18 protein-coding genes are annotated in these 26,445 nt (G+C 62.0%); 14 read left to right on the plus strand and 4 right to left on the minus strand.

Annotation, left to right across the window (positions count from 1 at the left end):
- The first annotated feature begins 16 nt into the window (after positions 1-16).
- From RCH09_RS06150 to RCH09_RS06205, 12 genes are all read left to right on the plus strand, one after another.
- On the plus strand, positions 17-454 hold the full coding sequence (locus RCH09_RS06150; RefSeq protein ID WP_326940168.1) for a universal stress protein: 438 nt from the start codon (positions 17-19) through the stop codon (positions 452-454).
- Positions 455-566: 112 nt separating this feature from the next.
- Positions 567-2,507 carry a phosphate transport regulator gene (locus tag RCH09_RS06155; RefSeq protein ID WP_326940169.1) on the plus strand — a complete coding sequence of 647 codons (1,941 nt, stop codon included), beginning with the start codon at positions 567-569 and terminating at the stop codon, positions 2,505-2,507.
- The gene (locus RCH09_RS06160) at positions 2,507-4,219 is read left to right on the plus strand and encodes a PEP/pyruvate-binding domain-containing protein (RefSeq protein ID WP_326940170.1); all 1,713 of its coding nucleotides are present in this window, start codon (positions 2,507-2,509) and stop codon (positions 4,217-4,219) included. Before RCH09_RS06155 ends, RCH09_RS06160 begins: the two co-directional genes overlap by 1 nt.
- Entirely contained in the window at positions 4,216-6,909 is a 2,694-nt protein-coding gene (gene mgtA, locus RCH09_RS06165) for a magnesium-translocating P-type ATPase (protein WP_326940171.1), read from the plus strand. The genes RCH09_RS06160 and mgtA overlap by 4 nt, the downstream gene beginning before the upstream one ends.
- Before the next feature lie 302 nt (positions 6,910-7,211).
- Positions 7,212-8,864, plus strand: coding sequence for a 3-(methylthio)propionyl-CoA ligase (locus tag RCH09_RS06170; RefSeq protein WP_326940172.1), 1,653 nt, complete (start codon positions 7,212-7,214; stop codon positions 8,862-8,864).
- 56 nt (positions 8,865-8,920) lie between these two features.
- Entirely contained in the window at positions 8,921-10,162 is a 1,242-nt protein-coding gene (locus RCH09_RS06175) for a branched-chain amino acid ABC transporter substrate-binding protein (RefSeq protein ID WP_326940193.1), read from the plus strand.
- A gap of 85 nt (positions 10,163-10,247) precedes the next feature.
- Complete coding sequence (locus RCH09_RS06180; RefSeq protein WP_326940173.1) at positions 10,248-11,195, plus strand: branched-chain amino acid ABC transporter permease; 948 nt, start codon at positions 10,248-10,250, stop codon at positions 11,193-11,195.
- Positions 11,192-12,469: a branched-chain amino acid ABC transporter permease gene (locus RCH09_RS06185; RefSeq protein ID WP_326940174.1), complete on the plus strand. Its 1,278-nt coding sequence runs from the start codon at positions 11,192-11,194 to the stop codon at positions 12,467-12,469. Before RCH09_RS06180 ends, RCH09_RS06185 begins: the two co-directional genes overlap by 4 nt.
- Positions 12,466-13,233, plus strand: coding sequence for an ABC transporter ATP-binding protein (locus RCH09_RS06190; RefSeq protein ID WP_326940175.1), 768 nt, complete (start codon positions 12,466-12,468; stop codon positions 13,231-13,233). Before RCH09_RS06185 ends, RCH09_RS06190 begins: the two co-directional genes overlap by 4 nt.
- The gene (locus tag RCH09_RS06195) at positions 13,230-13,931 is read left to right on the plus strand and encodes an ABC transporter ATP-binding protein (protein WP_326940176.1); all 702 of its coding nucleotides are present in this window, start codon (positions 13,230-13,232) and stop codon (positions 13,929-13,931) included. Before RCH09_RS06190 ends, RCH09_RS06195 begins: the two co-directional genes overlap by 4 nt.
- A 60-nt stretch (positions 13,932-13,991) precedes the next feature.
- On the plus strand, positions 13,992-15,218 hold the full coding sequence (locus RCH09_RS06200; protein ID WP_326940177.1) for an ABC transporter substrate-binding protein: 1,227 nt from the start codon (positions 13,992-13,994) through the stop codon (positions 15,216-15,218).
- 160 nt (positions 15,219-15,378) lie between these two features.
- Positions 15,379-17,457 carry a 3-hydroxyacyl-CoA dehydrogenase NAD-binding domain-containing protein gene (locus RCH09_RS06205; protein WP_326940178.1) on the plus strand — a complete coding sequence of 693 codons (2,079 nt, stop codon included), beginning with the start codon at positions 15,379-15,381 and terminating at the stop codon, positions 17,455-17,457.
- A gap of 48 nt (positions 17,458-17,505) precedes the next feature.
- Here the strand turns inward: RCH09_RS06205 and RCH09_RS06210 are convergent, their stop codons facing one another.
- Positions 17,506-18,294, minus strand: coding sequence for a ferredoxin--NADP reductase (locus RCH09_RS06210; RefSeq protein ID WP_326940179.1), 789 nt, complete (start codon positions 18,292-18,294; stop codon positions 17,506-17,508).
- Between the two features lie 232 nt (positions 18,295-18,526).
- Between RCH09_RS06210 and RCH09_RS06215 the strand changes: the two genes are divergently transcribed.
- Together RCH09_RS06215 and RCH09_RS06220 are read left to right on the plus strand one after the other, a co-directional pair.
- Positions 18,527-19,573: an ABC transporter substrate-binding protein gene (locus RCH09_RS06215; protein ID WP_326940180.1), complete on the plus strand. Its 1,047-nt coding sequence runs from the start codon at positions 18,527-18,529 to the stop codon at positions 19,571-19,573.
- A gap of 8 nt (positions 19,574-19,581) precedes the next feature.
- Positions 19,582-21,663: an ATP-binding protein gene (locus tag RCH09_RS06220; RefSeq protein ID WP_326940181.1), complete on the plus strand. Its 2,082-nt coding sequence runs from the start codon at positions 19,582-19,584 to the stop codon at positions 21,661-21,663.
- Here RCH09_RS06220 and RCH09_RS06225 read toward each other — a convergent pair.
- From RCH09_RS06225 to RCH09_RS06235, 3 genes are read right to left on the minus strand one after another with little or no spacing between them, the layout of a single operon-like run.
- Entirely contained in the window at positions 21,637-23,025 is a 1,389-nt protein-coding gene (locus RCH09_RS06225; protein WP_326940182.1) for a SpoVR family protein, read from the minus strand. The genes RCH09_RS06220 and RCH09_RS06225 overlap by 27 nt on opposite strands.
- Positions 23,022-24,194, minus strand: a complete 1,173-nt coding sequence (locus RCH09_RS06230) for a DUF444 family protein (RefSeq protein ID WP_326940183.1) — start codon at positions 24,192-24,194, stop codon at positions 23,022-23,024. Before RCH09_RS06230 ends, RCH09_RS06225 begins: the two co-directional genes overlap by 4 nt.
- Positions 24,195-24,201: 7 nt before the next feature.
- The gene (locus RCH09_RS06235; RefSeq protein ID WP_326940184.1) at positions 24,202-26,121 is read right to left on the minus strand and encodes a serine protein kinase; all 1,920 of its coding nucleotides are present in this window, start codon (positions 26,119-26,121) and stop codon (positions 24,202-24,204) included.
- Positions 26,122-26,445 lie beyond the last annotated feature (324 nt).

The raw sequence follows: 26,445 nt of genomic DNA on the forward strand, positions 1-26,445 counted from the left end.
TAAAAGGAAATTCATCATGTTCAAGACCATTCTTGTACCGACCGATGGCTCGCCCCTGTCGGACAAAGCCGTCAACGCCGCGATCGAGTTTGCCAGGCTCAGCGGCGGCAAGATCATCGGCCTGTCGGTGGCCGAGCCGTATCCCTATTCGCCGCTGTCGGAGGGCGCGATGTCGGTCGATGCGGTCGCTTATCAGGAAAAAATGCTGTCGATGGCGCAGCAGCATGTCAAGACCATCGCCGAAGTCGCCGCCGCCGCCGGCGTGCCGTACGAAACCTGCGTTGCCCAGTCATTCAGCCCGTACGAAGAAATCATCAATGTGGCCAACAACAAGAGCTGCGATGTGATCTTCATGGCCTCGCATGGTCGCAAGGGGTTGAACCGCTTGTTTGTCGGCAGCGAAACGCAGAAGGTGCTGGCGCACACGATGATGCCTGTCATGGTGTTCCGCTAACCCTATTGTGACTGCGCCGGCGTGCGTTGGCGAACCGATGGTGCGAAGCTGGTTGTTTATATTGGAGCGTCGATCACCGCAGGTGCGCTGACGTCGTCTGACTAAGGATGTCATGCAAAAAGAACTTGCAGTTGCCTCGCTCGGGCAACGAGGATTATTGTTGCCGGCCTGGGTGACGGCGGCATTGCGCGCCAACGACAGGCTCAAGCTGTATTTAACGTTGTTGCAGGCGGCCTCGACGCACGCATCGCATCCGCAGCGCGAGGCGCCGGATCTCGGTGCCGAAATGCGTGCCGCCGGAGTCGATGGCGCTTGGCTGCTGGCGCTCGTCGCCAGCGCCCGGCGCGCCGACGAGGCGCTGACCTTTCCCGATCAGCCCAAACTGATCAACGCACTGCTGGACGATCTGGCCACCATGGCGCGACCAGTGATGGAAATCACCGAGGCCAGCGACCCGCTGCATCAGCGCGTGGCGCATTGGTTGGACTGGCTCGGCGGTTTGCCGGCCGATCGCCTCAGTGACGCCCGTCTGGCCGCACTCATACATGGCCAGCGCGGCGGCGCCGACAGCCTTCATCTGCTGATCATGGATTTGCACAAGCAGATCAACCATCTGGCCAGCGAACTGAGCAGCGAAGTGATCGACGGCGCGCATGTCTGGCATCTGCACGAGGACGATCGCGCCCTGGTGGCGGCGTTCATGCGTGGGCTCAATCGCACAGCAGCGCTGAAATTCGATCATCCCGGTCTCGATACTGCGGCGACCCGCGACGGCGACCGGCTGCTGCTGCAGAACGACATCGGCACCAACGACGCCCATGTGCTGGTCATCCAGATCACCGGAATGACGATCGCGCTGACCTATTCCGACCTGCATCGGGTGCGCTTCGAATTCTTTGCTGCGCTGCTCACGCCGTTCGGCGCGCACTGGTCGGCGCTGGAATCGCGTGCCAGCGCCGCGCTCAATGGCGGCGAGGCGTATTCGGTCGGCACCGCGCATTTCGATTGTGTCGATACGGCGGCACTGCAGACGACTCTCGAAGGAATTGGTTCGCGCATCGTCTTTCTGATCGACTGGAATCGGGCCCGCAAGCGCCTGCAGGCGTTCATTGGCAAGCAGGACGCGATTGCCGTGTTGGCCGAAGCGGCGCGTCAGGATATTGGTCATCGCGGCTGGCTGCAGGCCGGTGGCGAGCGCCTGATCTTTGCCGCCATGCAGGCCGCCGGTGGCGGCGCGTTTCAGATCGGCGACCGGCTCGACGAGGTGATGGGCGCGGCTGATGCGCGCGCTTTTTTGCTGGCGGTCATGCGCGCTGCCTGCGAGGCGCTGCAGCATGGCCAGCCGCCCGCGCTGGTGGCCGACGAGACGCGCATGCTGTTGTCGCGCCATGTGCGTCATCGCACCACCGAATTCGATCTGCTGGCCGAACACGCCGGCTATTGTCATGAGCTGGCGCAGGCAGTCAGCGATGCGCTGGCGCATGGCATCGAGACCGCGCCGAAGGCAGTGCACCAGCTGGCAACGCGCGCAAAAAGTTGGGAGCGGCGCGCCGATCATCTGGTCATGCACGCGCGCGAACAGGCGCTGCGGCAACCGCGCTGGCGGCCGTTCGCAAAACTGGTCGAGCAGTCCGACGATGTCGCCGACGCACTCGAAGAGGCGGTGTTCGTCATCACACTGATCGCCGATGACCATGCCAAAGGCTGGAACGATGCGGTGCGCGACGCGCTGGCGCGGTTGGCGACAACGGTGCTGATGGCCACGCAGGATCAGGTCAAGGCGCTGGCCATTGCGCGCACTCTTGGCGCCGACAGCAGCGTCGTCGACAACGACGCGTTTCTGGCCGCTACCTGGCGCATTCTGCAGGCCGAGCGTCAATGCGATGCGCTGTTGCGCGAGGCGCGCAGGGTCATTCTGGGCACGCTCAAGGATGCCGCGTCACTGACGTTGGCCAACGACCTGGCGGCGACGCTGGAACTGGCCTCGGACTGTTTGCTGGTGGCCGCATATGGCTTGCGGGATGTTGCCTTTGACACCGCCGGGGTGCTCTGATGAAGCGACGCCATCGGCATTCGGCTGCCGCCGTGCGGCTGCCGATGCTGCATCCGTTTCCACGCGCGGCCGATCGGGTCCGGGCCGCGCCGGTTGCGCCGGTTGCGCGACAACTGCCGTGGCCCGACGAGATGTATTTGATCGACGGCACGACACCGGCGCCGCCGGGCGCCTCGGCAACATCGATGGGCTTCAAGGGCTGGAACCTGTTGCGCATGGCGCAACTGGGCTTGCCGGTGCCGCCTGCCTTCGTGCTTGGCACACACTATTGCCTCGATGCCGAGGCCCGCACGCAGGCCGCGACGGCGGCGTTCTATCAGCCCGGTTTGCAGTCGCTGGAACGTGCCAGTGGATTGGCGTTTGGTGATGCCGCGCGGCCGTTGCTGCTGTCGGTACGTTCCGGCGCGCCGGTGTCGATGCCGGGCATGATGGAAACGCTGCTCAATATCGGCCTGTGCGACCGCACCGTGGTCGGCCTGCTGCGTCAGACCGGCAATCCGCGGCTGGTATGGGATGCCTATCGGCGTCTGGTTGCCAGCCATGGCGAAGTGGTGGCGGGTCTGCCGGCAAAAGTGTTCGAGGACGCCAGCACCGCGCTGTTTGGCGAACGCGATGAGCGCGAGCTGGATTTCATGGAGCTGCGCGCCATGACCGAACGCTTTCTGGCGGTGTATGCCGATGCGGCCGGGACGCCGTTTCCGCAGGACCCCGGTGTGCAACTGCGCTCGGCGATCCAGGCCGTGCTGCAGTCGTGGCAGTCCGACAAGGCGCGGTCGTACCGCCGCATGAACGGAATCGACGACGCCATCGGCACCGCCGTCACGGTGCAGCGCATGGTCTTTGGCAACGCTGGCGGCCTGTCCGGCGCCGGGGTCGGATTTACGCGCGATCCGGCCTCCGGCGCGCCCGGCCTGTGGGTTGACTTTCTGTTCAATGCGCAGGGCGAGGACGTGGTGTCGGGACGGCGCAGTGCGCATGGACACCAACAGCTTGCCGCCGTGTTGCCGCAGATCTGGCAAGCGTTGCAGGATGCTGCACATCTGCTCGAACGCGCTTTCGGCGACATGCAGGATATCGAATTCACGGTGCAGGAAGGCAGCCTGTTCATGCTGCAAACCCGCACCGGCAAGCGCACCGCGCTGGCGGCCGCGCGCATCGCGCTGGATCTGTGCGACGAAGGCGTCATCGACGCCGCTACCGCGCGCGCGCGCACGGCCGGACTGGATCGCACCCGGCTGGCGCAGCCGCGCGTGGTCGCCGCGGGTGGGGCAACCCTCACGCCGCTGGCGCTTGCGGCGGCGGCCAGCAACGGCGTGGCCATTGGCGAAATCGCGCTGGACGAAGCGCGCGCCCGTGTTCGTCACGATGCCGGCGCAGCCGTGATTCTGGTGCGTCGCGACGCCGAGACCAGTGACCTCGTCGCGCTTAATCTGGCGGAAGGTCTGCTCACCGCCTGCGGCGCCCGCACTTCGCACGCCGCCGTGGTGGCGCGGCAACTCGGCAAGGTCTGCCTGGTCGGCTGCACGGCCCTGCAAATCGATGCGCAGACCCGCACCGTTACGATCGGCAAAGTCACCGTGCGCGAAGGTGATCTGATCACGCTCGACGGCGACAGCGGCGCGGTCTACGCTGGCAGCGCGGGCACCGAAATCACGTATCCGGACGACTTGCTGGCCCGACTTGCGCGCTTGCGCGACACCGCTCCGGCATGACAGCGCTGCTGACCGACTGGTTCAGCGGCGTCTTGCTGCGTCGGCGCCGGCGCCGCCATTTCAGCCGCCATCGGCTGATTGATACGCTGGCCGGGCAGGGGCCGGCGCAACCGCCGTCGGACCAACTCGGGCGGCTGTTGATGCAAGCTGCCAGCGATGCACCGGCCGACGCGCTGGCGCGACTGGCGTCGCACGCCGATGGATTGACGGTCGCCGAAGCCCGCCGCAATCTGCGCCGCCTGGGGCCGAACGAAGTCGCTCATGACAAACCGCTGCCGTGGTGGTTGCACCTGTGGCACTGCTATGCCAATCCATTCAATCTGCTGCTGTCGGTGCTGGCGCTGTTGTCGGCACTGAGCGGCGACAGCAAGGCGACGGTGGTGATAGGCGTGATGGTGGTGCTGAGCACCGCCATCCGCTTCGTGCAGGAGGGGCGCTCGCATCGTGCGCTCGACAGCCTGAAAACGCTGGTGAGCAACTCCGCCACCGTGTTGCGGCAAGGCGTGCAGCACGACATCCCGTTGCGCGAGGTGGTGCCGGGCGACCTCGTGGTGCTGTCCGCCGGCGACATGATCCCGGCCGACTGTCGCGTCATGAGCGCGCGCGACCTGTTTGTCGGACAAGCCGCATTGACCGGTGAATCGCTGCCGCTCGAAAAGTTTGCCGAGCGACGCGGCAAGGCTAGCGCACCGCTGGAGCAGAGCAATCTGGTCTTCATGGGCACCAACGTGGTCTCGGGCGCGGCGACAGCGCTGGTGATCGGCACCGGCGGCAAGACCTTTTTCGGCACCCTGGCCCTTAGCGCCAGCCACACCGAGAGCACGCCGAATGCCTTCCAGGCCGGTGTCAACAGCGTGAGCTGGCTGCTGATCCGGTTTGCGCTGGTGATGGTGCCGATTGTGTTGCTGGTCAATGGCTTCACCAAGGGCGACTGGACCGAAGCGGCGCTGTTTGCCTTGTCGGTTGCGGTGGGGCTGACGCCGGAGATGCTGCCGATGATCGTGACCACCACGCTGGCCAAAGGCGCGGTGCTGCTGTCGCGCAAAAAGGTGGTCGTCAAGCGCCTTGATGCGATCCAGAACTTTGGCGCCATGGACGTGCTGTGCACCGACAAGACGGGCACGCTGACGCAGGACAAGATCGCGCTGGCGCACAAGCTCGACGCGTTCGGCCAACCGTCGAGCGAGGTGCTGCACTACGCGTTCCTGAACAGCCATTACCAGACCGGCCTGAAAAATCTGCTCGATCGCGCGGTGCTCGAACACGTCGAGTTGCCGCTCGAATTGAAGCTGGAGCAGGACTACCGCAAGATCGACGAAATACCGTTTGATTTCACGCGCAGGCGCATGTCGGTGGTGGTCGCACGCGCTGACGGGCAACACCAGTTGATCTGCAAGGGCGCACTGGAAGAGACCCTGGCGATCTGCACCCTGGTGCGGCGCGCAGCGCAGGATGTGCCGCTCGATGGCGCACTGCTGGCGCAGGCGCAACAGGTGGCGCAACGGCTCGGCGCGGAGGGCTTGCGGGTGGTGGCGGTGGCGCTCAAGACCTTGCCGCCGGACCAGTCGGTGTATGCGGTTGCCGACGAATCGGCGCTGACGCTGATCGGCTTCATTGCATTTCTCGACCCGCCCAAGGATTCGGCCGCACCGGCGCTGCTGGCGCTGGCTGCGCATGGCATCGCCGTCAAGGTGCTGACCGGCGACAACGCACTCGTCACGCAGCGAGTCTGTCGGCAGGTCGGCTTGCCCGGCACGGCCTTGCTGCTGGGCCCCGAGGTCGATGCGATGGACGACGCCGCGCTGGCGCTGGCGGTCGAGCAGCATCAGTTGTTTGCCAAGCTCATGCCGATGCACAAGGAGCGCATCGTGCGGGCGCTGCGTGCCAACGGCCACGTGGTCGGCTTCATGGGCGATGGCATCAATGATGCACCGGCGCTGCGCGCGGCCGATATAGGCATCTCGGTCGACTCGGCAGTGGATATCGCCAAGGAGGCCGCCGACATCATCCTGCTCGAAAAAAGCCTGCTGGTGCTAGACGATGGCGTCGTACAGGGGCGCATCACCTTCTGCAACATGCTCAAGTACATTCACATGACGGCCAGTTCCAACTTCGGCAACGTGCTGTCGGTGCTGGTGGCCAGCGCCTTCCTTCCGTTCCTGCCGATGCTGCCGCTGCAGCTGCTGGTGCAGAATCTGCTGTATGACATCGCGCAAACCGGCATTCCGTTCGACAACGTCGATGACGAACTGGTCAGCAAGCCGCTGCAATGGAATCCGGGCGATATCGGCCGCTTCATGGGATTCTTCGGTCCGATCAGCTCGCTGTTTGACCTCGCCACGTTTGCGCTGATGTGGTGGGTGTTCGATGCCAACTCGGTGGCGACCCAGAGTCTGTTTCAATCCGGCTGGTTCGTCGTCGGCCTGCTGACCCAGACACTGGTGGTGCACATGCTGCGCACGCCGAAACTGCCCTTCATCGAAAGCCGCGCCGCCGCCCCGTTGCTCTGGCTGACGCTGGCGATCATGGCCTTCGGCCTGTTCCTGCCACAGGGGCCACTGGCCGGATACTTCCGGTTAACCCCGTTGCCGCCGGCGTACTTTGGCTGGCTGGCGTTGATCCTGTTTGGCTACTGCCTCCTGACCACCGGCATGAAGCGGTTTTATCTGCGCCGCTACGGCTGGCAATAAACGCATCGCGAACGATTGTGGATTCTACGTAATCAACGCGTTTTGCCGGCACGGGCGTGGTATTTTTCTCTCACGCAGAGAAACAGTTGCTGGCAGTGCCAGACCGCCTTTTTGTTTCCTGTTGCGATGCAATAAGAAGCGCCTGCGGTGTGCGGAAAAAAGCAGGACGCAAAAAAATTTGGACGGCGGCGCGTGGTTTTATCAGCCTGTGCGGCGCTGCAGCATCGAAATGCATTGACGCTTTAAGCACGACCGTACAAAAATCAGCCTCGTGATTTTATAAAAACAATTCAGGAGACAAGATGGCGTCGTATCCAAAGAGCCCGTTGATGGGCCAGATGATGGATCAGCCTTTGCTGATCTCCAGCATCATCCAGCATGCCGATCGCCATTTCGGGAAAACCGAGATCGTTTCGCGCCGGGTTGAAGGCGATATTCACCGGTACACCTATCACGATTGCCATACGCGTTCGCGGCAACTGGCCAACGCCCTGGCGACTCTGGGCGTGCGCATGGGCGACCGGGTTGCCACGCTGGCGTGGAATGGGTACCGGCATCTGGAAGCGTATTACGGCGTGTCAGGCTCGGGCGCCGTGCTGCACACGATCAATCCTCGCCTGCATCCGGAGCAGATTGCTTACATCGCCAATCACGCCGAAGACCAATATCTGCTGTTCGACATGACCTTCCTGCCGCTGGTCGAGGCCTTCGCCGCGCACTGCAAGACCGTCAAGGGCTTCATTGCGCTGTGCGACCGCGAGCACATGCCAGCCGACAGCAAGATCCCCAACCTGCTGTGTTACGAAGAATTGCTGGCCGACGCCTCGCCTGACTACGTCTGGCCGCTGTTCGACGAATACTCGGCCTCCAGCCTGTGCTACACCTCCGGCACGACCGGCAATCCGAAGGGCGCGCTGTATTCGCATCGCTCGACGGTGCTGCACTCGTATGCCTCGACCATGCCCGACAGCCTGAACGTCTCCGGTCGCGATGTCGTGCTGCCGGTGGTACCGATGTTTCATGTGAACGCATGGGGCCTGCCGTATTCGGTGCCGCTGACCGGCGCCAAGATGGTCTTTCCAGGCGGCTCGCTCGATGGCAAGTCACTGTATGAGTTGTTCGAGCAGGAGAAGGTGACCTTCTCCGCCGGCGTTCCGACCGTCTGGCTGGGCCTGTTGAATTTCATGGCGCAGCACGACCTGCAGTTTTCCTCGTTCAAGCGCACCGTGATTGGCGGCTCGGCCTGTCCGCCGGCGATGATGAAGACGCTGCGCCACAAGTACGGCATCGAAGTCGTACACGCGTGGGGCATGACCGAAATGTCGCCGCTGGGCACAGCCTGCACGCTGCAGGCCAAGCACATGGAGCTGTCCGAGGACGCCAAGCAGGCCATTCTGGAAAAACAGGGTCATGCGATTTATGGCGTCGACATCAAGATCGTCGACGATGCCGGCCTCGAGCTGCCGTGGGACGGAAAAACGTACGGCAACCTGCTGGTCAAGGGGCCATGGATCATCTCCAGCTATTTCCGTGAAGAGGGCGGCAAGGTGCTCGAAGACGGCTGGTTCCCGACCGGCGACGTCGCTACCATCGACGCCGACGGGTACATGCAGATTACCGACCGCAGCAAGGACGTGATCAAGTCCGGCGGCGAATGGATCGGCACCATCGATCTTGAAAACATTGCGATGGCCCATCCGGCTGTGCTGCAAGCGGCGTGCATTGGCGTGTTTCATCCGAAGTGGGATGAGCGGCCGCTGCTGATCGTGGTCAAGCGTCCAGGTGTCGATGTGACGAGGGAAGAATTGTTGGCCTTCTACGACGGCAAGATCGCCAAGTGGTGGACACCCGACGATGTGACGTTTGTCGATGCGCTGCCGATTGGCGCAACCGGCAAATTGTTGAAAAACAAAATGCGGGAGCAATTCAAGGACTACAAGCTGCCTACCGCATAGTTGTTCGTTACCGTTGTTCTGCAGTATCCATAAAACATAAAAGGAAGAGACAAATGATGACCCCGTTCCGCCCACTTGTGCTTGTGCTGTCCCTGGCTGCGGCGTTCGCCGCTCCGGTTGCTGTCGCCGAAAATGTCAAGATCGCCTTCATCGATACGCTGTCCGGCCCGTTTGCGCCGATCGGATCGAATGAACTGAAAAGTTTTCAAATGTTCGCCGAAACCGTCAACCAGCAAAAGCTGGCTGGCGACAACACCCTCGAATATGTCGGCTTCGACAACAAGGGCAGTCCGCAGGAATCGCTGACCCAGCTCAAGAACGTGATCGACCAGGGCTACCGCTACATCACCCAGGGCAATGGCTCGGGTGTGGCACTGGCCCTGATCGATGCGATCAACAAACACAACGAACGCAATCCGGGCAAGGAAATCCTGTTCCTCAATCACGCCGCGATTGATCCTGACCTGACCAACAGCAAATGCAGCTTCTGGCACTTCCGCTTCGACGCCAACTCGGACATGAAGATGGAAGCGCTGACGTCGTTCATGGCCAAGGACCAGGCAATCAAGAAGGTCTACATCATCGGCCAGAACTACGCGCATGGTCATCAGGTCACACGCGCTGCCAAGGAATACCTCAAGCGCAAGCGTCCTGACATCCAGATCGTCGGCGACGATTTGCATCCGATCGGCCAGGTCAAGGATTTCTCGCCGTACGTGGCCAAGATCAAGGCCTCCGGCGCCGACACCGTCATTACCGGTAACTGGGGCGCCGACCTGGCGCTGCTGATCAAGGCCGCCAAGGACGCCGATCTGAAGGCGAATTTCTACACCTATTACGCCGGCACCACCGGCGTGCCGACGGCAATGGGCCCGTCCGGCGCCGATCGCGTGAAGATGATCGCCTACTGGCATCCGAACAATGAAACGTTCAGCGGCAAGGAAGTGGTCGACGCGTTCAAGAAGAAGAACAACGACGACTTCTATGCGCTGGCCACCTACTCGATCACCAACATGCTGGCGCGTGCCATGAAAGATGCCAAGTCGACCGACCCGATCAAGGTGGCGCTGGCGCTGGAAGGCATGAAATTCAAGGATCTGAATGGCGAAGTCGAAATGCGCAAGGGCGATCACCAGTTGTTGCAGCCTCTGTACATCGCGACCTGGTCCAAGGTCGATGGCAAGGCCGTCAAGTTCGATCAGGAAAACACCGGCTATGGCTGGAAGACCGATCAGAAAGTTGATACGTATGTCGCCACGCAGCCAACCTCCTGCCAAATGAAACGTCCAGGCGCCTGACGCCTGTGCAGCGCGATCGTGATCCGGTCGCGCTGCCGTTTTTCGCACTTCCGCTTTTCCCCATTTTGTCGAACAGGATAACCACGTGGAATTCACGCTAATCACCTTGCTCAACGGCTTGAGCTATGGACTGCTGCTGTTCATGCTTTCGTCGGGGCTGACGCTGATCTTCAGCATGATGGGCGTGCTGAATTTTGCGCACGCAAGTTTCTACATGCTTGGTGCGTATTTCGCCTACACCATCGCCAGCGTGCTCGGCTTCTGGCCAGCGCTGGTGGTCGCACCGCTGGTCGTCGGCGCACTTGGTGCGCTGGTCGAGCGCTTCGGTTTGCGTTCGGTGCACAAGTACGGCCATATTCCCGAACTGTTGTTTACGTTCGGCCTGTCGTACGTGATCGTCGAGCTGGTGCAGTTGATCTGGGGCCGGTCGACGGTCCCGTACAAGATTCCTGCCGAACTCGATGGCCCGCTGTTCACGTTGTACACCACCACCTTCCCGATCTATCGCGGCTTCATGATGCTCATTGCGTTGCTGATGCTGCTGGCGATTTATCTGGTATTGACACGCACCCGCATCGGCCTGGTGATCCAGGCTGCGCTGACCCACCCGGACACGGTCGAAACGCTGGGCCATAACGTGCCGCGCGTGCTGATGCTGGTGTTTGGCGGCGGTTGCGCGCTGGCCGGGCTGGCCGGCGTCATCGGCGGCAATGCCTTCGTGACCGAACCGGGCATGGCCGGCACGGTCGGCAGCATCATCTTCGTGGTGGTGGTGGTCGGCGGCATGGGTTCGCTGGTCGGTGCACTGCTGGCATCGCTGCTAATCGGCGTGCTGCAAACCTTCGCGGTGGCGATCGATTACTCGTTCATCAGCCTGCTGTCGCAGTTCGGCGCCGAGATCACGGCGGCCACGCCGGGCTATGCGGTCCTCAAACTCACCATTTCACAGGTCGCGCCCATCATGCCGTACCTGTTGCTGGTACTGATTCTGATCTTCAGGCCCAAGGGCTTGATGGGTACACGAGAGGGATGACGATGACTTACCAACCACTCAATCTCGCACGCTGGATCATCTGGTCAGGCTTCGCCCTGTTGCTGATTGTTGCGCCGCTGCTGTTCCATTCCGGCGCCTCGCTGTCACTGCTGTCGCAAATGGGCACGGTGATGATTTTCGCACTGTCGTTCAACATGCTGCTGGGGCAGGGCGGCATGCTGTCGTTCGGCCATGCGGTGTACTCCGGCCTTGGCGCCTTCTTCGCGATCCATGCGATGAATCTGGCCACCGCCGGCGCGCCGATTCCGGTCACGCTGATTCCGCTCATCGGCGGGATCGCCGGGATGGGCTTCGGCGTGCTGTTCGGCTATGTCACGACCAAGAAGAGTGGCACCACGTTCTCGATGATCACGCTTGGTCTGGTGGAGCTGGTGTTCGCGGCCTCGCTGATGTTTCCGGAGTTCTTTGGGGGCGAGGGCGGTGTCTCGACCAATCGCGTCATCGGCAAGGCGTTCCTGGGGGTGACCTTCGGCCCGCAGATCCAGGTGTACTACCTGATCGCCGCGTGGCTGTTCGTCAGCACCGCCGGCATGTACGCGTTCACGCAAACGCCGCTGGGCCGCATCACCAATGCGGTACGCGACAATCCGGAGCGGGTCGAATTCATTGGCTACGACACGCAATGGGTGCGCTACATGACGCTGATCCTGTCGGCCTTCTTTGCCGGCATTGCTGGTGGCCTGTCGGCGATCAACTTTGAAATTGTCAGCGCCGAGAATGTCAGTGCGATCCGCTCCGGCAGCGTGCTGCTGTTCACCTTCATCGGCGGTATTGGCTTCTTCTTCGGGCCGATGATTGGCGCCGTGATCGGTATCTTCCTGACCGTCATGCTGTCGGATTTCACCAAGGCCTGGCAACTGTATCTGGGCGTGTTCTTCATCCTGATCGTGATGTATGCGCCGGGCGGCGTGGCGAGCCTGCTGATGATGAATGTCCAGCTCATGGTGCACGGGAAATTCAAGCGGGTCGCGCCGCTGCTGGGCGCCATTTGCGCGAGCGTGCTGGTGATCTTCGCCGGCGCGGCAACGCTGATTGAAATGCTGTACCACGTCACGCTCGATGCCGGCACCGGCCCGATGATGCGACTGGTCGGCACCGAGATCAATACGGCGGCGCCGACCGCCTGGATCGTCGGCGTGGTGCTGGTGGCCATCGGCACGTTTGCCTTTCGTCGTGTCAAAACGCCGTTCCAACACGTCTGGAGTGAAGTGAGTACCGAAATCGAAGCAGCTACCCGAAAGGCCGAGGCATGAGCGCCTATTCGCTGGAATTGAAGGATGTCAGCAAGCGTTTCGGCAAATCCGAAATCATTCGCGGCACCAATCTGCAAGTCCCCACCGGCGAGCGTTTCGCGGTGATTGGTCCGAACGGCGCCGGCAAGTCGACGCTGTTCAACCTGATCTCGGGACGCTTTGGCATTAGCAGCGGCGACATCCTGCTCAATGGCGTGAGCACGGTCGGTTTGCGGCCGTTCGAAATCAACCGTCTGGGCCTGTCGCGCAGCTTTCAGATCACGAATATCTTCCATCGGCTGAGCGTGTATGAAAACCTGCGTTGCGCCGTGCTCTGGTCGCTCGGCTACAAGTATTCGTTCTGGCATCGCCTGAATGGCTTGAAGGATGCGCACGAACGCGCCGAAGCGGTGCTGGAGCAGATTGGCCTGAAGCGCCGCCGTGCCACCGCGGCCGGCCTGCTGACCTACGCCGAACAACGCGCCCTTGAAATCGGCATCACCATCGCCGGCGGCGCCGACGTGATCCTGCTCGACGAGCCAACCGCCGGCATGAGCCGTTCCGAATCCGATGCGGCGGTGGAGTTGATCCGCAAGGTCACGGTCGGCAAGACCCTGTTGATGGTCGAGCACGACATGAGCGTGGTGTTCGGACTGGCCGACAAGATTGCGGTGCTGGTCTATGGCGAGATGATTGCCTGCGACACCCCGGCCAATATCCGCGGCAACGCCAAAGTCCAGGAAGCCTATCTGGGCGGCCATGCACCGGTGGAGGCAGCAGCATGACAGCACTCCTCGATATTCATGATCTGCATGCCTACTACGGCAAGAGCCATGTCCTGCATGGTGTCAACCTGGTTGTCAATGAAGGTGAAATCGTCAGTCTGCTGGGACGCAACGGCGTGGGTCGCTCGACCACAGTGCGCTCGGCCATGGGACTGGTGCAGGCGACCGGCTCGATCCTGTTCAAGGGCGAGGAACTGCTTGGCCTGAAAGCGTTTCAAATTGCCCACAAGGGCCTGGGCTACGTGCCCGAAAACCGCGACATCTTTCCTTCGCTGACGGTCGAGCAGAACCTGATCCTCGGCGAAAAGAAGGGGCATAAATCGCGCTGGACCATCAACGACATGTACCAGATGTTCCCGCGCCTGCGTGAGCGTCAGCACACTGCTGCCGGCGTGCTGTCCGGCGGCGAGCAGCAGATGCTCACGCTGTGCCGCACGCTGATGGGCGATCCCGACCTGATCATGATTGATGAGCCGACCGAAGGACTGGCGCCGAAGATCGTCGACCTGGTGGCCGAATACCTGAACGCCCTGAAGAATCGCGGCATTTCGATTTTGCTGGTGGAGCAGAAGCTGGCCATCGCGCTGGATATCTCGCAACGGGTCTACGTGATGGGGCACGGTTCGATTGTGTTTGAAGGAACGCCTGACGAACTCAGACGCAATGGCGCCATCCGCAAGGAATGGCTGGAAGTGTAGTCCCGGTGCGCTGCCCTTGAAATCACTGCGCCGATGTTACCAATGAGGACCACAATGCTCATGACGAAGACCACAATGGTGTCAGGCGCACCGCGACTGCTGTGCATGTTGTTCGGGCTGTTGACGCTGCCACAGGCGCATGCCCAGATCGGGCCGACGCCGACCATCCGCATCGGCGTGTCCGGTCCCTTCACGGGGGGCTCCGGTTCGCTCGGCGAGAGCATGCGCAACGGCATTCGGCTGGCAGTCGATGAAATCAATTCGATTGGCGGCATCAATGGCCAGAAGTTCGAGCTGATCGAACGCGACGATGAGGCCAAGGTCGAGCTCGGCGCAAAAATCGCCGATGACATGGTCAAGCAACACGTTACCGCCGTGATCGGGATTGCCAACACCGGGGTCGGGCTGGCATCGATCGATGCCTATCAACAGGCGCACTTGCCGCTGATGGTCGCGGTCTCCACCGGTACCGCACTGACCAAGAAATTCGCGCCACCGAACGCCCCCGAGAATTACATTTTCCGGATCTCGCCGACGCTCGACCTGGAGGCCCGCACCCTGGTGGCCGAACTCAAGCGTCGCAAGCTGAGCAAGGTTGCGTTGCTGGCTGATACCACTGCGTATGGCGACGCCGGCACCAAGGCCTTCAAGGCGGAGAGTCTGGCCGGCGGCGTCGGGCTGGCATCCGAAGACCGCTTCAAGATCGGTGACACCGACATGCTGGCGCAGATCAAGCGCGCCATGGCCACCGATGCGCAAGCGCTGGTGGTTTGGGGCATCGGCCCGGAACTGGCCGTCATCGCCAGGAACAAGGAAACGGCCGGCTGGAAGGTGCCGACGCTGGGAAGCTGGGTCTATTCGAGCCGCAATTTCATCGACGGCGCCGGCAAGGCTGGCGAAGGCGTGATGATGCCGCAGACCTTCATCCAGGAACTCGGCTCGACCAGCAAGAATGGTTTTTTGCTGGCCTATCGACGCGCCTTCAAGACCGACCTGATCGCCTCGCCAATGAGCGCTGCGCAGGGCTATGACGGCATGCACTTGCTGTACCGCGCGATCCGTCAGGCCAACTCGGGTGACGGCAGCAAGATCCGGGAAGCGCTGGAAAACCTGACGAGCCGCTACCAGGGCGTCATCACCAGCTACGCGAAACCGTTCTCGAAGGTCGACCACGATGCGATCACGCAGAACATGCTGTGGATCGGCCGGGTGACCAACGGGCGGATTGACTATGCCAACAGCGAGGATCAGCGCAAGAGCGCGTTGTTGCGGCTAAAAGGCGAGTAGCGCCGGTGTTCGGCCGCGCGCCTGCGCGCGGTCAAGCAGGCCCCACAAAAAATAATACGACCGTTCTTTTCAGGGTATAGTGCGACTTCAATAAGTGGCATACTCAAGCCCCAGCGATCATTCAAGAACCCCCCATTATTCATCCAAAAAAGGAAGAGACATGACTGCCCAATACCAGGTCAACGGCAACGCCGCCATCATTACGCTCAACAACCCCCCGGTCAACGGACTGGGCTTGTCGACCCGCGCTGCAGTGGTCGACGGCGTGCGTCGCGCGCTGGCCGATGCGGCAGTCAAGGCGATCATCATCACCGGCGCCGGCAAGGCCTTTTCGGGCGGCGCCGATATCAAGGAATTCAATTCGCCCAATGCGTTTGCCGAACCGTCGCTGCACACCCTGATCAACGTGGTCGAAGGCGCCAGCAAGCCGGTCATTGCGGCCATTCATACCGTCTGCATGGGCGGCGGACTGGAACTGGCGCTGGGTTGCCATTACCGCGTGGCGAGCGCCGGTGCGCAAATCGCGCTGCCGGAAGTCAAGCTGGGCATCCTGCCGGGCGCCGGTGGCACGCAGCGCCTGCCGCGCGTGCTGGGTCTGGAGATGGCACTGAACATGATTGTCTCGGGAACCCCGGTGGCTTCCGAGAAGCTGGCCAAGACCGCGCTGTTCAACAAGATGATTGACGGTGACTTGCTGACCGGCGCGCTGGCTTTCGCGGCGGAGATCGCCGACCAGCGGCCGCTGCCGAAAGTGCGCGACCTGAAAGTCGACTATCCGAATTACGAAGCCTTCCTGCAGTTCTCGCGCAATACCGTCAAGGCCATGTCAGGTCCGTATCCGGCGCCGCTGAAATGCGTCGAAGCGGTGGCTGCAGCGGTAACGATGAAATTCGACGACGGCATCAAGTTCGAACGCGATCTGTTCATTGATCTGGTCCAGACCACCGAATCGAAAGCGTTGCGCCATGCGTTCTTCGGCGAACGCGCCGCCGGCAAGATTGCCGATGTGCCGGAGTCGACCCCGGTGCGCCCGATCAAGTCGGCTGCCGTGATCGGCGCCGGTACGATGGGTGGCGGCATTGCGATGAACTTCGTCAACGCCGGCATTCCGGTGATGCTGCTGGAAACCCGGCAGGAAGCACTCGACAAGGGCATCGCGACGATTCGCAAGAACTACGAAAACACCATGAAGAAGGGCAAGCTGACGCAGGAGAAGTTCGATGAGCGCGTCGGCATGATCAGCGGCACCCTGAATTACGCCGACATCGGCCAGGCCGACATCGTGGTCGAGGCCGTGTTCGAAGAGATGGGCGTCAAGGAAGCCGTGTTCAAGAAGCTCGATGAAGTCATGAAGCCGGGCGCGATTCTGGCCTCCAACACCTCGACGCTGGATCTGGACCAGATCGCCGCGTTCACCAAACGCCCGCAGGATGTGGTCGGGACGCATTTCTTCAGTCCGGCCAATGTCATGAAGCTGCTCGAAATCGTGCGCGGCAAAGCCACCGCGCATGACGTGCTGGCGACCACCATGGCGCTGTCGAAGAAAATCAAGAAGACCGGCGTGGTGTCGGGCGTCTGCGATGGCTTCATCGGCAACCGCATGATCGAACAATACAGCCGCCAGGCCGGCTACCTGCTGGAAGAAGGCGGACTGCCGGAGCAAGTCGACAAGGCGATGGAAAAATTCGGCTTTGCGATGGGACCGTTCCGCATGGGCGATCTGGCCGGCAACGATATCGGCTGGGCGATCCGCAAGCGCCGCTATGTCGAGAAGCCACAAATCGTCTATTCGAAAACCGCCGACCTGCTGTGCGAAATGGGACGTTACGGCCAGAAGACCGGCGCGGGCTGGTATGACTACAAGGCGGGCGACCGCAAGGCCTATCCGGCGCAGATCGTCAACGACATGATCATCAAGCATTCGGCCGACCTCGGCATCGAACGCCGCAAGATCAGCGATGCGGAAATCGTCGAGCGACTGGTGTATGCACTGGTCAATGAAGCGGCGCTGATTCTGGAAGAGGGCATTGCGATGCGCGCTTCCGACATCGACATGGTCTACCTGACCGGTTATGGCTTCCCGCTGTATCGCGGTGGCCCGATGTTCTATGCCGATACGGTGGGACTGACCAACGTCCTGATGGCGATGGAAAAGTTTGCCAAGGGCCGTCACGGTGAAGCATGGAAGCCGGCGCCGCTGCTGGTGCGCCTGGCCGCCGAAGGCAAGACCTTCAACTGATTGGCAGACCTGTGTAATCTGGCCCCGCGATGCTTGCGGGGCTTTTTTTTACCAATAATTTTCGGTGACAAACTGGCCCGGCAGCGCCCGCCGCACCGGTCGCAGCCCGCGTGCATGCAGCAACGCGCGCATGTCCTCGATCATGGCCGGATTGCCGCACAACATGACGCGTGCGCTGGTCAACTGCAATTGCGTTCCGGCGGCCTGTTCCAGGCTGCCATTGTCCAGCAGCGCGGTGATGCGGCCGTGCAGTACGTCTGGCGCCGCAGCGCTGTCGCGGGTGACTGCATGGACCAGCGCCAGGCGCGCGCGGGTATCGCGAAATGGTGGCGCCGCGGCCATCTCGCGCAGGCTGTCGGCATAGGCAAATTCGGCGCTGTGGCGCACGCCGTGCACGACGATGAGGCGGGCGAACTGATTCCACAGCGCCGGCTCCTGCAGCATCGACACATACGGACCGAGTCCGGTGCCGGTGGCGATCATCCACAAATCGTCGCCATCGACAAAGCGGTCGGGGGTCATGAAGCCGAAGCGCTTGCGATCGAGGTGGATCGGATCGCCCACCACGGTGCGGTCGAGCACGCCGGTAAACGCGCCGCCGGGAACGCTGACGACCAGGAATTCGAGCCAGTCCTGCTGCGTCCCGGAGGTAATGGAATAGGCCCGCCACACCAACTGGCCATCGATTGGCAATCCCAGCCGGACATATTGGCCGGCCTTGAAGTCAAATCCGGCCGGACGGGTGATGCGAAATGAAAACAACTGGTCACTCCAGCGCTGCACGTGGGTGATCGTTTCGGTGGAATACGGCAGGGGCGTGTGGATTTGTTCAGACATGATGAGGCGCTACGATTCGGATGGCTGGAGGGAGCGCACATTGTAGCCCGACGACGGTTGCAGCCGCGCCAGCCGGATTGGGCGCGATATCGGCTACTATTGCGCCTGATAAAGTTCTTCGGCCGTAATATCGACGGGTTTTGGCCGGAATTTCGAGCTACCATCGGTATCCGCCAGATGCAGTCGGTCTGCGCACTGCAGTTGCTTGCGTCACCACGAAAGAAGCACCGTCATGAGATTCCCGGCAGTCCGCAAAGTTGGCAAGCACGCGACCAGATACAGCAGCGCATTAATCTGCGGCGCGCTGGGGCTTGGCGCGTTGTCGGTTCTGGCGTACGCGCTGCTGCGGGATCGCCAGGCGCCGGCTGCCGCGCTGCCGAAGGTGATCGTCGCGGTGCCGATGCAAATCGTCAGCGCGCCGATGCTGGTCGCCAGCGGACAGGGGTTGTTTCGGGCCGAGGGCGTCGATGTAACGGTCCAGCCATTTCAGATCGGCAAGGACGCCTTGAAGTCGGTGCTGGAGGGCCATGCGGATCTGGCGCTGGTGGCCGATACGCCATTGATGTTCGCGCTGGCTGGCGGTGCCGACATCGCGATGCTGGCAAGCGTTGCCGAGTCACGCCGTTCGCTGGGCATCGTCGCGCGTCGTGATCGCGGCATCCGTAATATCAGGAATTTGAGCGGAAAAACGATCGGCCTGACCATGGGAACCAATCTGACGTATTTTCTGGATGCGCTGTTGCAGGTCAATGGCGTTGCCAATGACGCAGTCGTCTGGAGCGATCGGGGTATCGATGCGCTGTACGCTGACTTTGTCGGCGGACGGCTGGATGCGGCGGTGATGTTCCAGCCCCATCTGAAGCGCATCGAAAATGAAATGGGCGACCGCGTCCAGGTTTTTTATGGCGAAGACGTGTACGCGTTCCGGTTGATCCTGGCGGGCCGGCCCGGCTGGATTGACAGCCATCCGGACGCCGTCAAGCGGGTCCTGAAGGCGCTGATTGCGGCGGCTGACTCGATTCAGGACAAGCCGGTGCAAGCGCGCAAGGTGGTGGGGCCGATGATCGGGATGGACGATGCCATGCTGGCGCAGCTGTTCGATCCGGAGGATTTCACGATTGCGCTCGACCAGGCCACGCTGCTGGCGCTGGACGACCAGACCCGCTGGGCCATGAAAGAACATCTGGTGACAATGCGGCCGATGCCAAACTATCTGGGCGCGATGCGCTATCACTACCTTGAATCGTTGCTGCCGGATGCAGTAACGCTGGTGCATTAGGAGCCAACTTGAAGATACGCACACAGATCAATTGCCTGCTGCTGTTTGGCGCACTGGTGATACCGGCGACGGTCGGCATGGCGCTGATGGCCGCGCGTCACATCGAACAGGACATCAGCGATATCCGCGCCGCCGAGGATCTGATCATCAGTGCCGCGCAACTGAGCCAGGTGGTGGTCGAAACCGCCTTGTTCCACGAGGCGCGCAGCCAGGACCAGTGGCAACGCAAGATCGCCAGCATGAATCTGCAGATCGGGCGCATGCGTCCCATGCTGACCGCGGTCCAGCCCGAGCTTGAGCGCATCCAGAAGAAAATTGCCCTGATGCAGACAATCTACGCGCGCCTGATCCGGCCGCCTGATACACCTGACATGCCATTGCGGCGACCCTCCGCGCTGGAATCTGCGGTCGAGGCGCGTTCAGTCGCGTCGCTGCTGGTGTTGACGCAGGAAGTCACCGGCATCGCGCATGAACTGATCGGTGCCACCCGTGCCGTGCAGGCAGGCACCTTGCGCGACATGCAGATTTATATCGGTCTGTTCCTGCTGGCGATTTCGGCGTTGATCGGTTTTGTCTGGCATCTGGTCAGCCGGCGCATCCTGCAACCATTGCGCGTGTTCGAGCTGGCCACGCATCATGTGGCCGGCGGCAATTACGTGCACCGGCTGGGACTGCGGCAGGGCGATGAAATCGGCGAACTTGCCGCGGCCTTTGACGGCATGGCGGCGCGGGTCGAAAAGGCCGATGTCGACCTGAAAGCCCACCGCGACAACCTGGCGCAGGAAGTCGTCGCCAGGACCGCCGAACTGACTGCCGCCAAGGAGGGTGCCGAGGCATTGTCGGTGGTGCTGCTGGAGAAAAACGTCGCGCTGGAAGAGGCCCGGCTGGTGGCCGAGAAAGCGGATCGGGCAAAATCCGATTTCCTCTCCAGCATGAGTCACGAACTGCGCACGCCGCTCAATGCGATCCTCGGTTTCGCCCAGCTGATTGACAGCGCCACGCCGCCGATCTCTGCAGCGCACAAGCGCTACATCGAACAGATCCTCAAGGGCGGCTGGTATTTGCTCGAGCTGATCAACGAAATTCTCGACCTGGCGTTGATCGAGTCAGGCAAGGCAACGCTGTCACCCGAGCCGGTGTCGCTGTTGTCCCTGCTGCTGGAATGCCGGGCCATGGTTGAGCCGCAAGCGAATGCGCAACAGATCACGCTGACCTTTCCGCAGCAACACAGCGCGCAGTTCATCGAAGCCGATCGCACCCGCATCAAGCAGGTGCTGATCAATCTGCTGTCCAACGCCATCAAATACAACCACCCCGGCGGCGAAGTCGCGGTGGACTGGACAGTGCGCCACGCCGACCGGCTGCGCATCACCGTGCGCGACACCGGGTCAGGCATGTCGGAGGAGCAGCTGGGGCAATTGTTCCAGCCATTTAACCGGCTCGGCCGCGAGACCGGTGCGGAGGAGGGCACCGGGATCGGGCTGGTGGTCACCAAACGGCTGGTTGATTTGATGGGTGGTTCCATCGGCGTCCACAGCGAAGTCGGCGTCGGCAGCACCTTCTGGATCGAATTCACTGTGACCAGTCCCAAGCAGTTGCAGCACGACGATGCCGAAACCGCCGATCAGGCGTTGCTGCAGGTGCGTGATGGTCTGCCACAGCGCACCGTGCTGTATGTCGAGGACAATACGGCCAACCTCGATCTGGTCGAGCAGCTGATCGCGCGCCGTCCCAATCTGCAATTGCTCAGTGCGGCCAACGGCAGCCTCGGCGTCGAATTCGCGCGCGCGCACCAACCTGCGCTGGTGCTGATGGATATCAACCTGCCGGGCATTAGCGGGGTGACTGCCATGAAGATCCTGCAAGCCGATCCGAGCACCGCGCACATTCCGGTCATCGCGCTGTCGGCCAACGCAATGCCCAATGAAATCCAGCGCGGTCTGGACGCCGGCTTTGCGCGCTACCTGACCAAGCCGATCAAGGTCAACGAATTCATGGAAACGCTCGATGAGATGCTGGCATCGGTGCGGCGCGACGCTGGTACTGCGATCGATCACCCGGCCTCAGCGTTCCCGGGCGCGGCCGAATAGCGTACGGCGGTTATTGCGCTCGTCGAGCGTGTGCAGGCTGACTGGCCGGCGCCAGATCTTGCTGATGTAACCCAGAACGCTTTCGGCGCGCTTGGGGTCGAGGCCGCGGCCATCGGTCACGCTGTCGTGTTCGAGTTCCAGGCTGCCGTCCGCATGCAGCTGGGTCACTGCCACGCGCGGCGCTCCGTAGTTGAAGCGTGGCGCCAGGATCGCTTCGTGCAGGCTGTGAATATCATTCTGGCCGATCCGCACGGCGCCGTCGGGCTGGGCGTTGTAGACAAACAGATCCAGTTGCGCGGCCAGCCCGGCGTCGAGGTAATTGCGGATGAAACCGAAGTCGTCCTCTTCATCGCGAATGCGGCGCGCCGCCTCCAGCCCCAGCTTGTCGATCACATGCTCCCAGATCGAAAACCCGAGGTGGTAGGGATTGACCGACAGCGCCAACTGCCGTTCCGCCGCGAACGGACGGACTACATCGGAGTGCGCCTTCAATGCCGACAGGTACAGGTCGTGCGGCAGTAAATCTGCCTCGCGCAGCAAGCGCGCATGCCAGTAGGAAGCCCAGCCTTCGTTCATGATCTGACAGGCGAACACCGGGAAAAAATAGAACGACTCCTCACGCACCGCCAGGAAGATGTCGCGTTCCCAGCCTTCCAGCTCCGGCGCGTAATTGGCGATGAACCAGAGCAGGTCATACTCTGGCGCCGGCGGAACCGGCATGCGTTGCGGCGCGCTCGCAAGCGGAGCGGGCGCGGCCTCGCCGGGCAATTGCTGGAAGCGTTGCTGGAACCGGTCGCGTGGCTGGCTGACGGCGGCCGGATGCCATTGCGGGTAAGGATCTCGATGCAGCGGCTGGCCGACATTGACATGCGGCTCCAGCGCCAGCGCGGCATCGAGGATGGCTTCGACCCGTTGCTGGCCATGTTCGGCCAGGGCTGCGTCGATCCGGTGCGCACGCGCCGCAGCCTGCTCCAGGATGCGTCCACCCGCCATCTGCATGAAGCGTGCGAACAACTGGTTGTTGCGACTGAAATCGGCATGGCCCAGCACATGACAGATCACCAGCACATTTTCGGCCAGCGAGTTGCTGTCGACCAGATAGGCGCGACACGGATCGCCCGGAAACATCACTTCGAAAATATGCGAATGTCCCATCCCCTGCCGGATCAGCTGGTGGATGTAGCGCACGCCGAACGACCAGTGCGGCATGCGCACCGGCAAGCCGTACACCGCGATCTCGGTCATGAAGGCGGGCGGCACCAGCTCGAATTCGACCGGATCGAAATCCATGCCAAGGCGGTGGGCCAGCGCGGTGATGCGGGTGGCGAGCGTCTGCAGCTGATCGACGCTGGCGCCGCTCATGGGAGCGACTCCTCGTGCTGGTTTTGCTCGACCAGGAATTTCCGGATCGCCTCCCAGATATCTTCCTTGCGCACCAGTACGCTGATGGCCAGTGGCGCGCCGGCGCGCTGCAGCTCGCGGCAAATCGACTTCATCTCCGTGTCGGTCGCATGCATGGTGCCGGGCGTGGTTTCGACATACCCGATGTAGTTCAGCTGGGCCGTCAGGCGCTGCAGGCTCTCGGTGGCGGCGGCGCGGTCCTCGCTGAAGTTTTCACCATCGGAGGCATACAGCATGTAGGCATTGAAGCGATCGGGCGGAAATTCATCCTGCAGCAGCTCCAGCGCGAGCCGAAAGGCGCTCGATGCGCCGGTGCCGCCGGTGCCGCTGACGCTGAAGAAGTCCGCCTCGGAGAACTGCCAGGCGTGCGTGGTGTGGCCGATGAAGCGTGTCTCGACGGTGCTGTAGTTACGCCGGATACCTTGCAGCGCCAGAAAGAAGAATGTCTTGGCCAGTTTGCGTTCGCGTTCGGTCATGCTGGCCGATACGTCGAGCACAAACAGCACCACTGCGCTGGTGACCGGCTTGCGACGCAGCACCAGTTGCCGAAAGCGCAGGTCTTCGTTGGAGAACGGCGGCGCATCCGGCTGGATGGCGCGCCGCTTGACGGCTTCCTTGACGGTGCGGCGGCGGTCCAGTCGCGACAGGGCGCCGCGTTTGTCCCAGCCTTCGCGGATCAAATCGGCATCGGTGATGCCGGCGTTGCGACGCGGCTGCAGCCACGGCAGCCGCATTTCTTCCCAGATCCAGTCGACGATGTCGTCAAGACGGAATTCCAGCAGCAACCGGATCTCGCCTTCCTGTTCGGCGCCGTCGGCATCGTCATCGCCGCCACGGCGCGGCAGCGGCCGCAACAGGTCACCCGGCTTGCCGTGGCCCTGGCCGGCTGCGGCCGACGCCGGGCCGCGCACGTCGGCCAGACGAAAGCGTGCATGCTCCAGCAGTCGCACCGGCACCTGCACGGTGCGATCCTGCGTCCCGGTGATGAGGTCGGGTCCGGTCAGCAGGTCGCTTATGTTGTGCTGGACTGCCTCACGCACTTTCTGGTTATGGCGCAGCCAGTCGCGCGCGCCGCGCGAGAACAGCTCGAACCATGCGGTGTCGGACGAGATGCTGAGAATGCCGCTCATGATGGATTTACTCCTGTGCCAGCAGGGTTGTCACATAGTTCATCGCCTCGCGCGCGCTGTGGGCGTCATAGCCATATTCGTCGACCAGGCGTCGTTCGACCGCCGAGATTTTCTGCTTGACGTCGTCATCCGGCCGGGTCGTTGAACTGACCAGTCGCAGCACGTCGCGGCGCTGTTCGAACAAATACTGTTGCACGGCATCGTGCAACTGCGCGTGACTGTCGAGCGAAAATTTTTCGGCGCGCTTGTAGGCCCCCATCGCCTTGCGCACCACTTCCTGCCGAAACGACTGCTTGCCGGAATCGGAGATGTGAATTTTTTCTTCGACCGCGCGCAGGAAGCGTTCGTCCGGCTTGCGCTCTTCGTTGGTGATCGGATCGGTGATGATGCGGTTGTCGAGCGCGGCTTCGACTTCGTCGAGGTACTTCTCCAGCAGCTGCTGCGCTTCCGATTCGAACGACACGAACAGCGCCTTGTGGACATCTTCCTTGACCCAGCGGTTATAGAACGTCTTGCGGGTCAGCACCAGATAGTCGATCCACTTGCGCTTTTTCTTGGGATCGATGCGGGCGTCGTTTTCAATCGCATCCTTGAGTGCCAGCAGCACGTCCATCGTGGTCAGGCTGTGCGCGTCGGACTGGATGATCGCGTTCGACAACGCATTGATGACAAAACGCGGCGACACGCCCGACAATCCGTCCTCCGGCGTTTTCTGGCGCAGCCGCTCGGCCTCGGCGCGCGGCAGGTCATCGACGTCTTCATTGGCATGGAGCCGCACCTTGCGTGCCAGTTCGCCGTCCTTTTCCTCGCTGTCGGTGAGGCGGGTGAGGGTGGCAAACACCGCCGTCGCGTGCAATGCATGGGGATCCAGATGCACATCGCGAAACGCTGGCGCAGCGGCCGAAATCAGCTTGCGGTAGATGCGTGCTTCATCATGGTAGTTGAGCGTGTAGGGCACCTGGATGATCACCATGCGGTCGAGCAGGGCTTCATTTTCGCTTTCTTGCAGGAAGCGGCGAAACTCCGCCAGATTGGTATGCGCGAGGATGGTTTCATCCAGATGAATCAGCGGAAAGCGCGACACCTTGACGTTTTTTTCCTGGGTCAGGGTCAGCAACAGGTACAGGAATTCGCGCTTGACCTTGAGAATCTCGATCATCTCCAGCATGCCGCGGCTGGCCGCGTACACCGCGCCGGACCATGACCATGCGCGCGGGTCGCCCTCGTCGCCGACCTCGGCTACCTTGGACAGGTCGACCGAGCCGACCAGATCGGCCAGGTCGGCGGTGCTGGGATCATGGGGTGCATAGGTACCGATCCCGCAGCGACCGGCTTCCGAGATGAAAATGCGCTCGACCGGCATCTGCATGAAGTCGCCGGCATGCCGGTCTTCCAGCACGGTGCGGCAGAACGGGCAAGGCTCGCCCTGGATATCGACGCCCCAGAGCTCGCGAAAACGGGCACGCAGGCGGTGCGGCACCAGATGCAGCGGCGATTCATGCACCGGGCAGCCGGCGATGCCGTACAAGGCGCCGGCGTCGGTATAACTGTATTCTTCGAGTCCGCGCTTGAGCAGGATCACCAGCGTCGATTTGCCGCCGGAGGGCGGTCCCAGCAACAGCAGCAGCCGGCGTCCGACTTCCGAGCCGCTGGCGGCGGCCTTGAAGTAATCGACCACCCGTTCCAGTGCCGGATCAATGCCGAACAGCTCGTCCTGGAACAGCCGGCCGTTGCCGCTGGCGGCGCCGGTCCAGCGAATCATGTCCCAGATGTACTGGTGCGAGGTGCGCACCGCCATGGTCGGGTCCGGCGCCACGATTTCCTGCAAAAAGCGCGTCAGCGTCCCGCTCCAGTGAATCGCGCGATGCTCTCGGGTAAATGCCACCAGACTGTCGAGCAACTCCTGCGTGTCGTGTTGATCACTCATCACCATGCCTCCCCGGTCAGGTATGCGGGTTGGATTGACCGCACGGCGTTGGGTTCGCCATGGATGCGGCGCAAGTTACTCTTTTTCTGCGCAGGCCTAAGGAAACGCGGATTTATTCGTCGATACCGGCCAACCTATTTCGAAGCATAACCGTTATAGCAAGATAGCCATCAACACTTCCCCCAAGATGAAGCCAACGTCGCCGAGCCAAGTTAGTTTCGCCCAAGCCGAGTACGACAAGAAGAAAAAGCGTACGCGGCGTGAGATATTTCTGGAGAAGATGGACCAGGTCGTTCCGTGGGCGAGGTTGATGGAAGTGATCGA

Origin of the sequence: Actimicrobium sp. GrIS 1.19 (genome assembly GCF_035984655.1) — a bacterium.
Taxonomy (GTDB): domain Bacteria; phylum Pseudomonadota; class Gammaproteobacteria; order Burkholderiales; family Burkholderiaceae_D; genus Actimicrobium.

Bases quoted from the DNA above. Each gene is read 5' to 3' on its own strand.
- RCH09_RS06205 (WP_326940178.1), top strand. From the start codon at position 15,379: ATGACTGCCCAATACCAGGTCAACGGCAACGCCGCCATCATTACGCTC.
- RCH09_RS06155 (WP_326940169.1), top strand. From the start codon at position 567: ATGCAAAAAGAACTTGCAGTTGCCTCGCTCGGGCAACGAGGATTATTG.
- RCH09_RS06160 (WP_326940170.1), top strand. From the start codon at position 2,507: ATGAAGCGACGCCATCGGCATTCGGCTGCCGCCGTGCGGCTGCCGATG.
- RCH09_RS06215 (WP_326940180.1), top strand. From the start codon at position 18,527: ATGAGATTCCCGGCAGTCCGCAAAGTTGGCAAGCACGCGACCAGATAC.
- RCH09_RS06200 (WP_326940177.1), top strand. From the start codon at position 13,992: ATGACGAAGACCACAATGGTGTCAGGCGCACCGCGACTGCTGTGCATG.
- mgtA (WP_326940171.1), top strand. From the start codon at position 4,216: ATGACAGCGCTGCTGACCGACTGGTTCAGCGGCGTCTTGCTGCGTCGG.
- RCH09_RS06225 (WP_326940182.1), bottom strand. From the start codon at position 23,025: ATGAGCGGCGCCAGCGTCGATCAGCTGCAGACGCTCGCCACCCGCATC.
- RCH09_RS06210 (WP_326940179.1), bottom strand. From the start codon at position 18,294: ATGTCTGAACAAATCCACACGCCCCTGCCGTATTCCACCGAAACGATC.
- RCH09_RS06170 (WP_326940172.1), top strand. From the start codon at position 7,212: ATGGCGTCGTATCCAAAGAGCCCGTTGATGGGCCAGATGATGGATCAG.
- RCH09_RS06235 (WP_326940184.1), bottom strand. From the start codon at position 26,121: ATGAGTGATCAACACGACACGCAGGAGTTGCTCGACAGTCTGGTGGCA.
- RCH09_RS06230 (WP_326940183.1), bottom strand. From the start codon at position 24,194: ATGAGCGGCATTCTCAGCATCTCGTCCGACACCGCATGGTTCGAGCTG.
- RCH09_RS06185 (WP_326940174.1), top strand. From the start codon at position 11,192: ATGACGATGACTTACCAACCACTCAATCTCGCACGCTGGATCATCTGG.
- RCH09_RS06150 (WP_326940168.1), top strand. From the start codon at position 17: ATGTTCAAGACCATTCTTGTACCGACCGATGGCTCGCCCCTGTCGGAC.
- RCH09_RS06175 (WP_326940193.1), top strand. From the start codon at position 8,921: ATGACCCCGTTCCGCCCACTTGTGCTTGTGCTGTCCCTGGCTGCGGCG.
- RCH09_RS06190 (WP_326940175.1), top strand. From the start codon at position 12,466: ATGAGCGCCTATTCGCTGGAATTGAAGGATGTCAGCAAGCGTTTCGGC.
- RCH09_RS06195 (WP_326940176.1), top strand. From the start codon at position 13,230: ATGACAGCACTCCTCGATATTCATGATCTGCATGCCTACTACGGCAAG.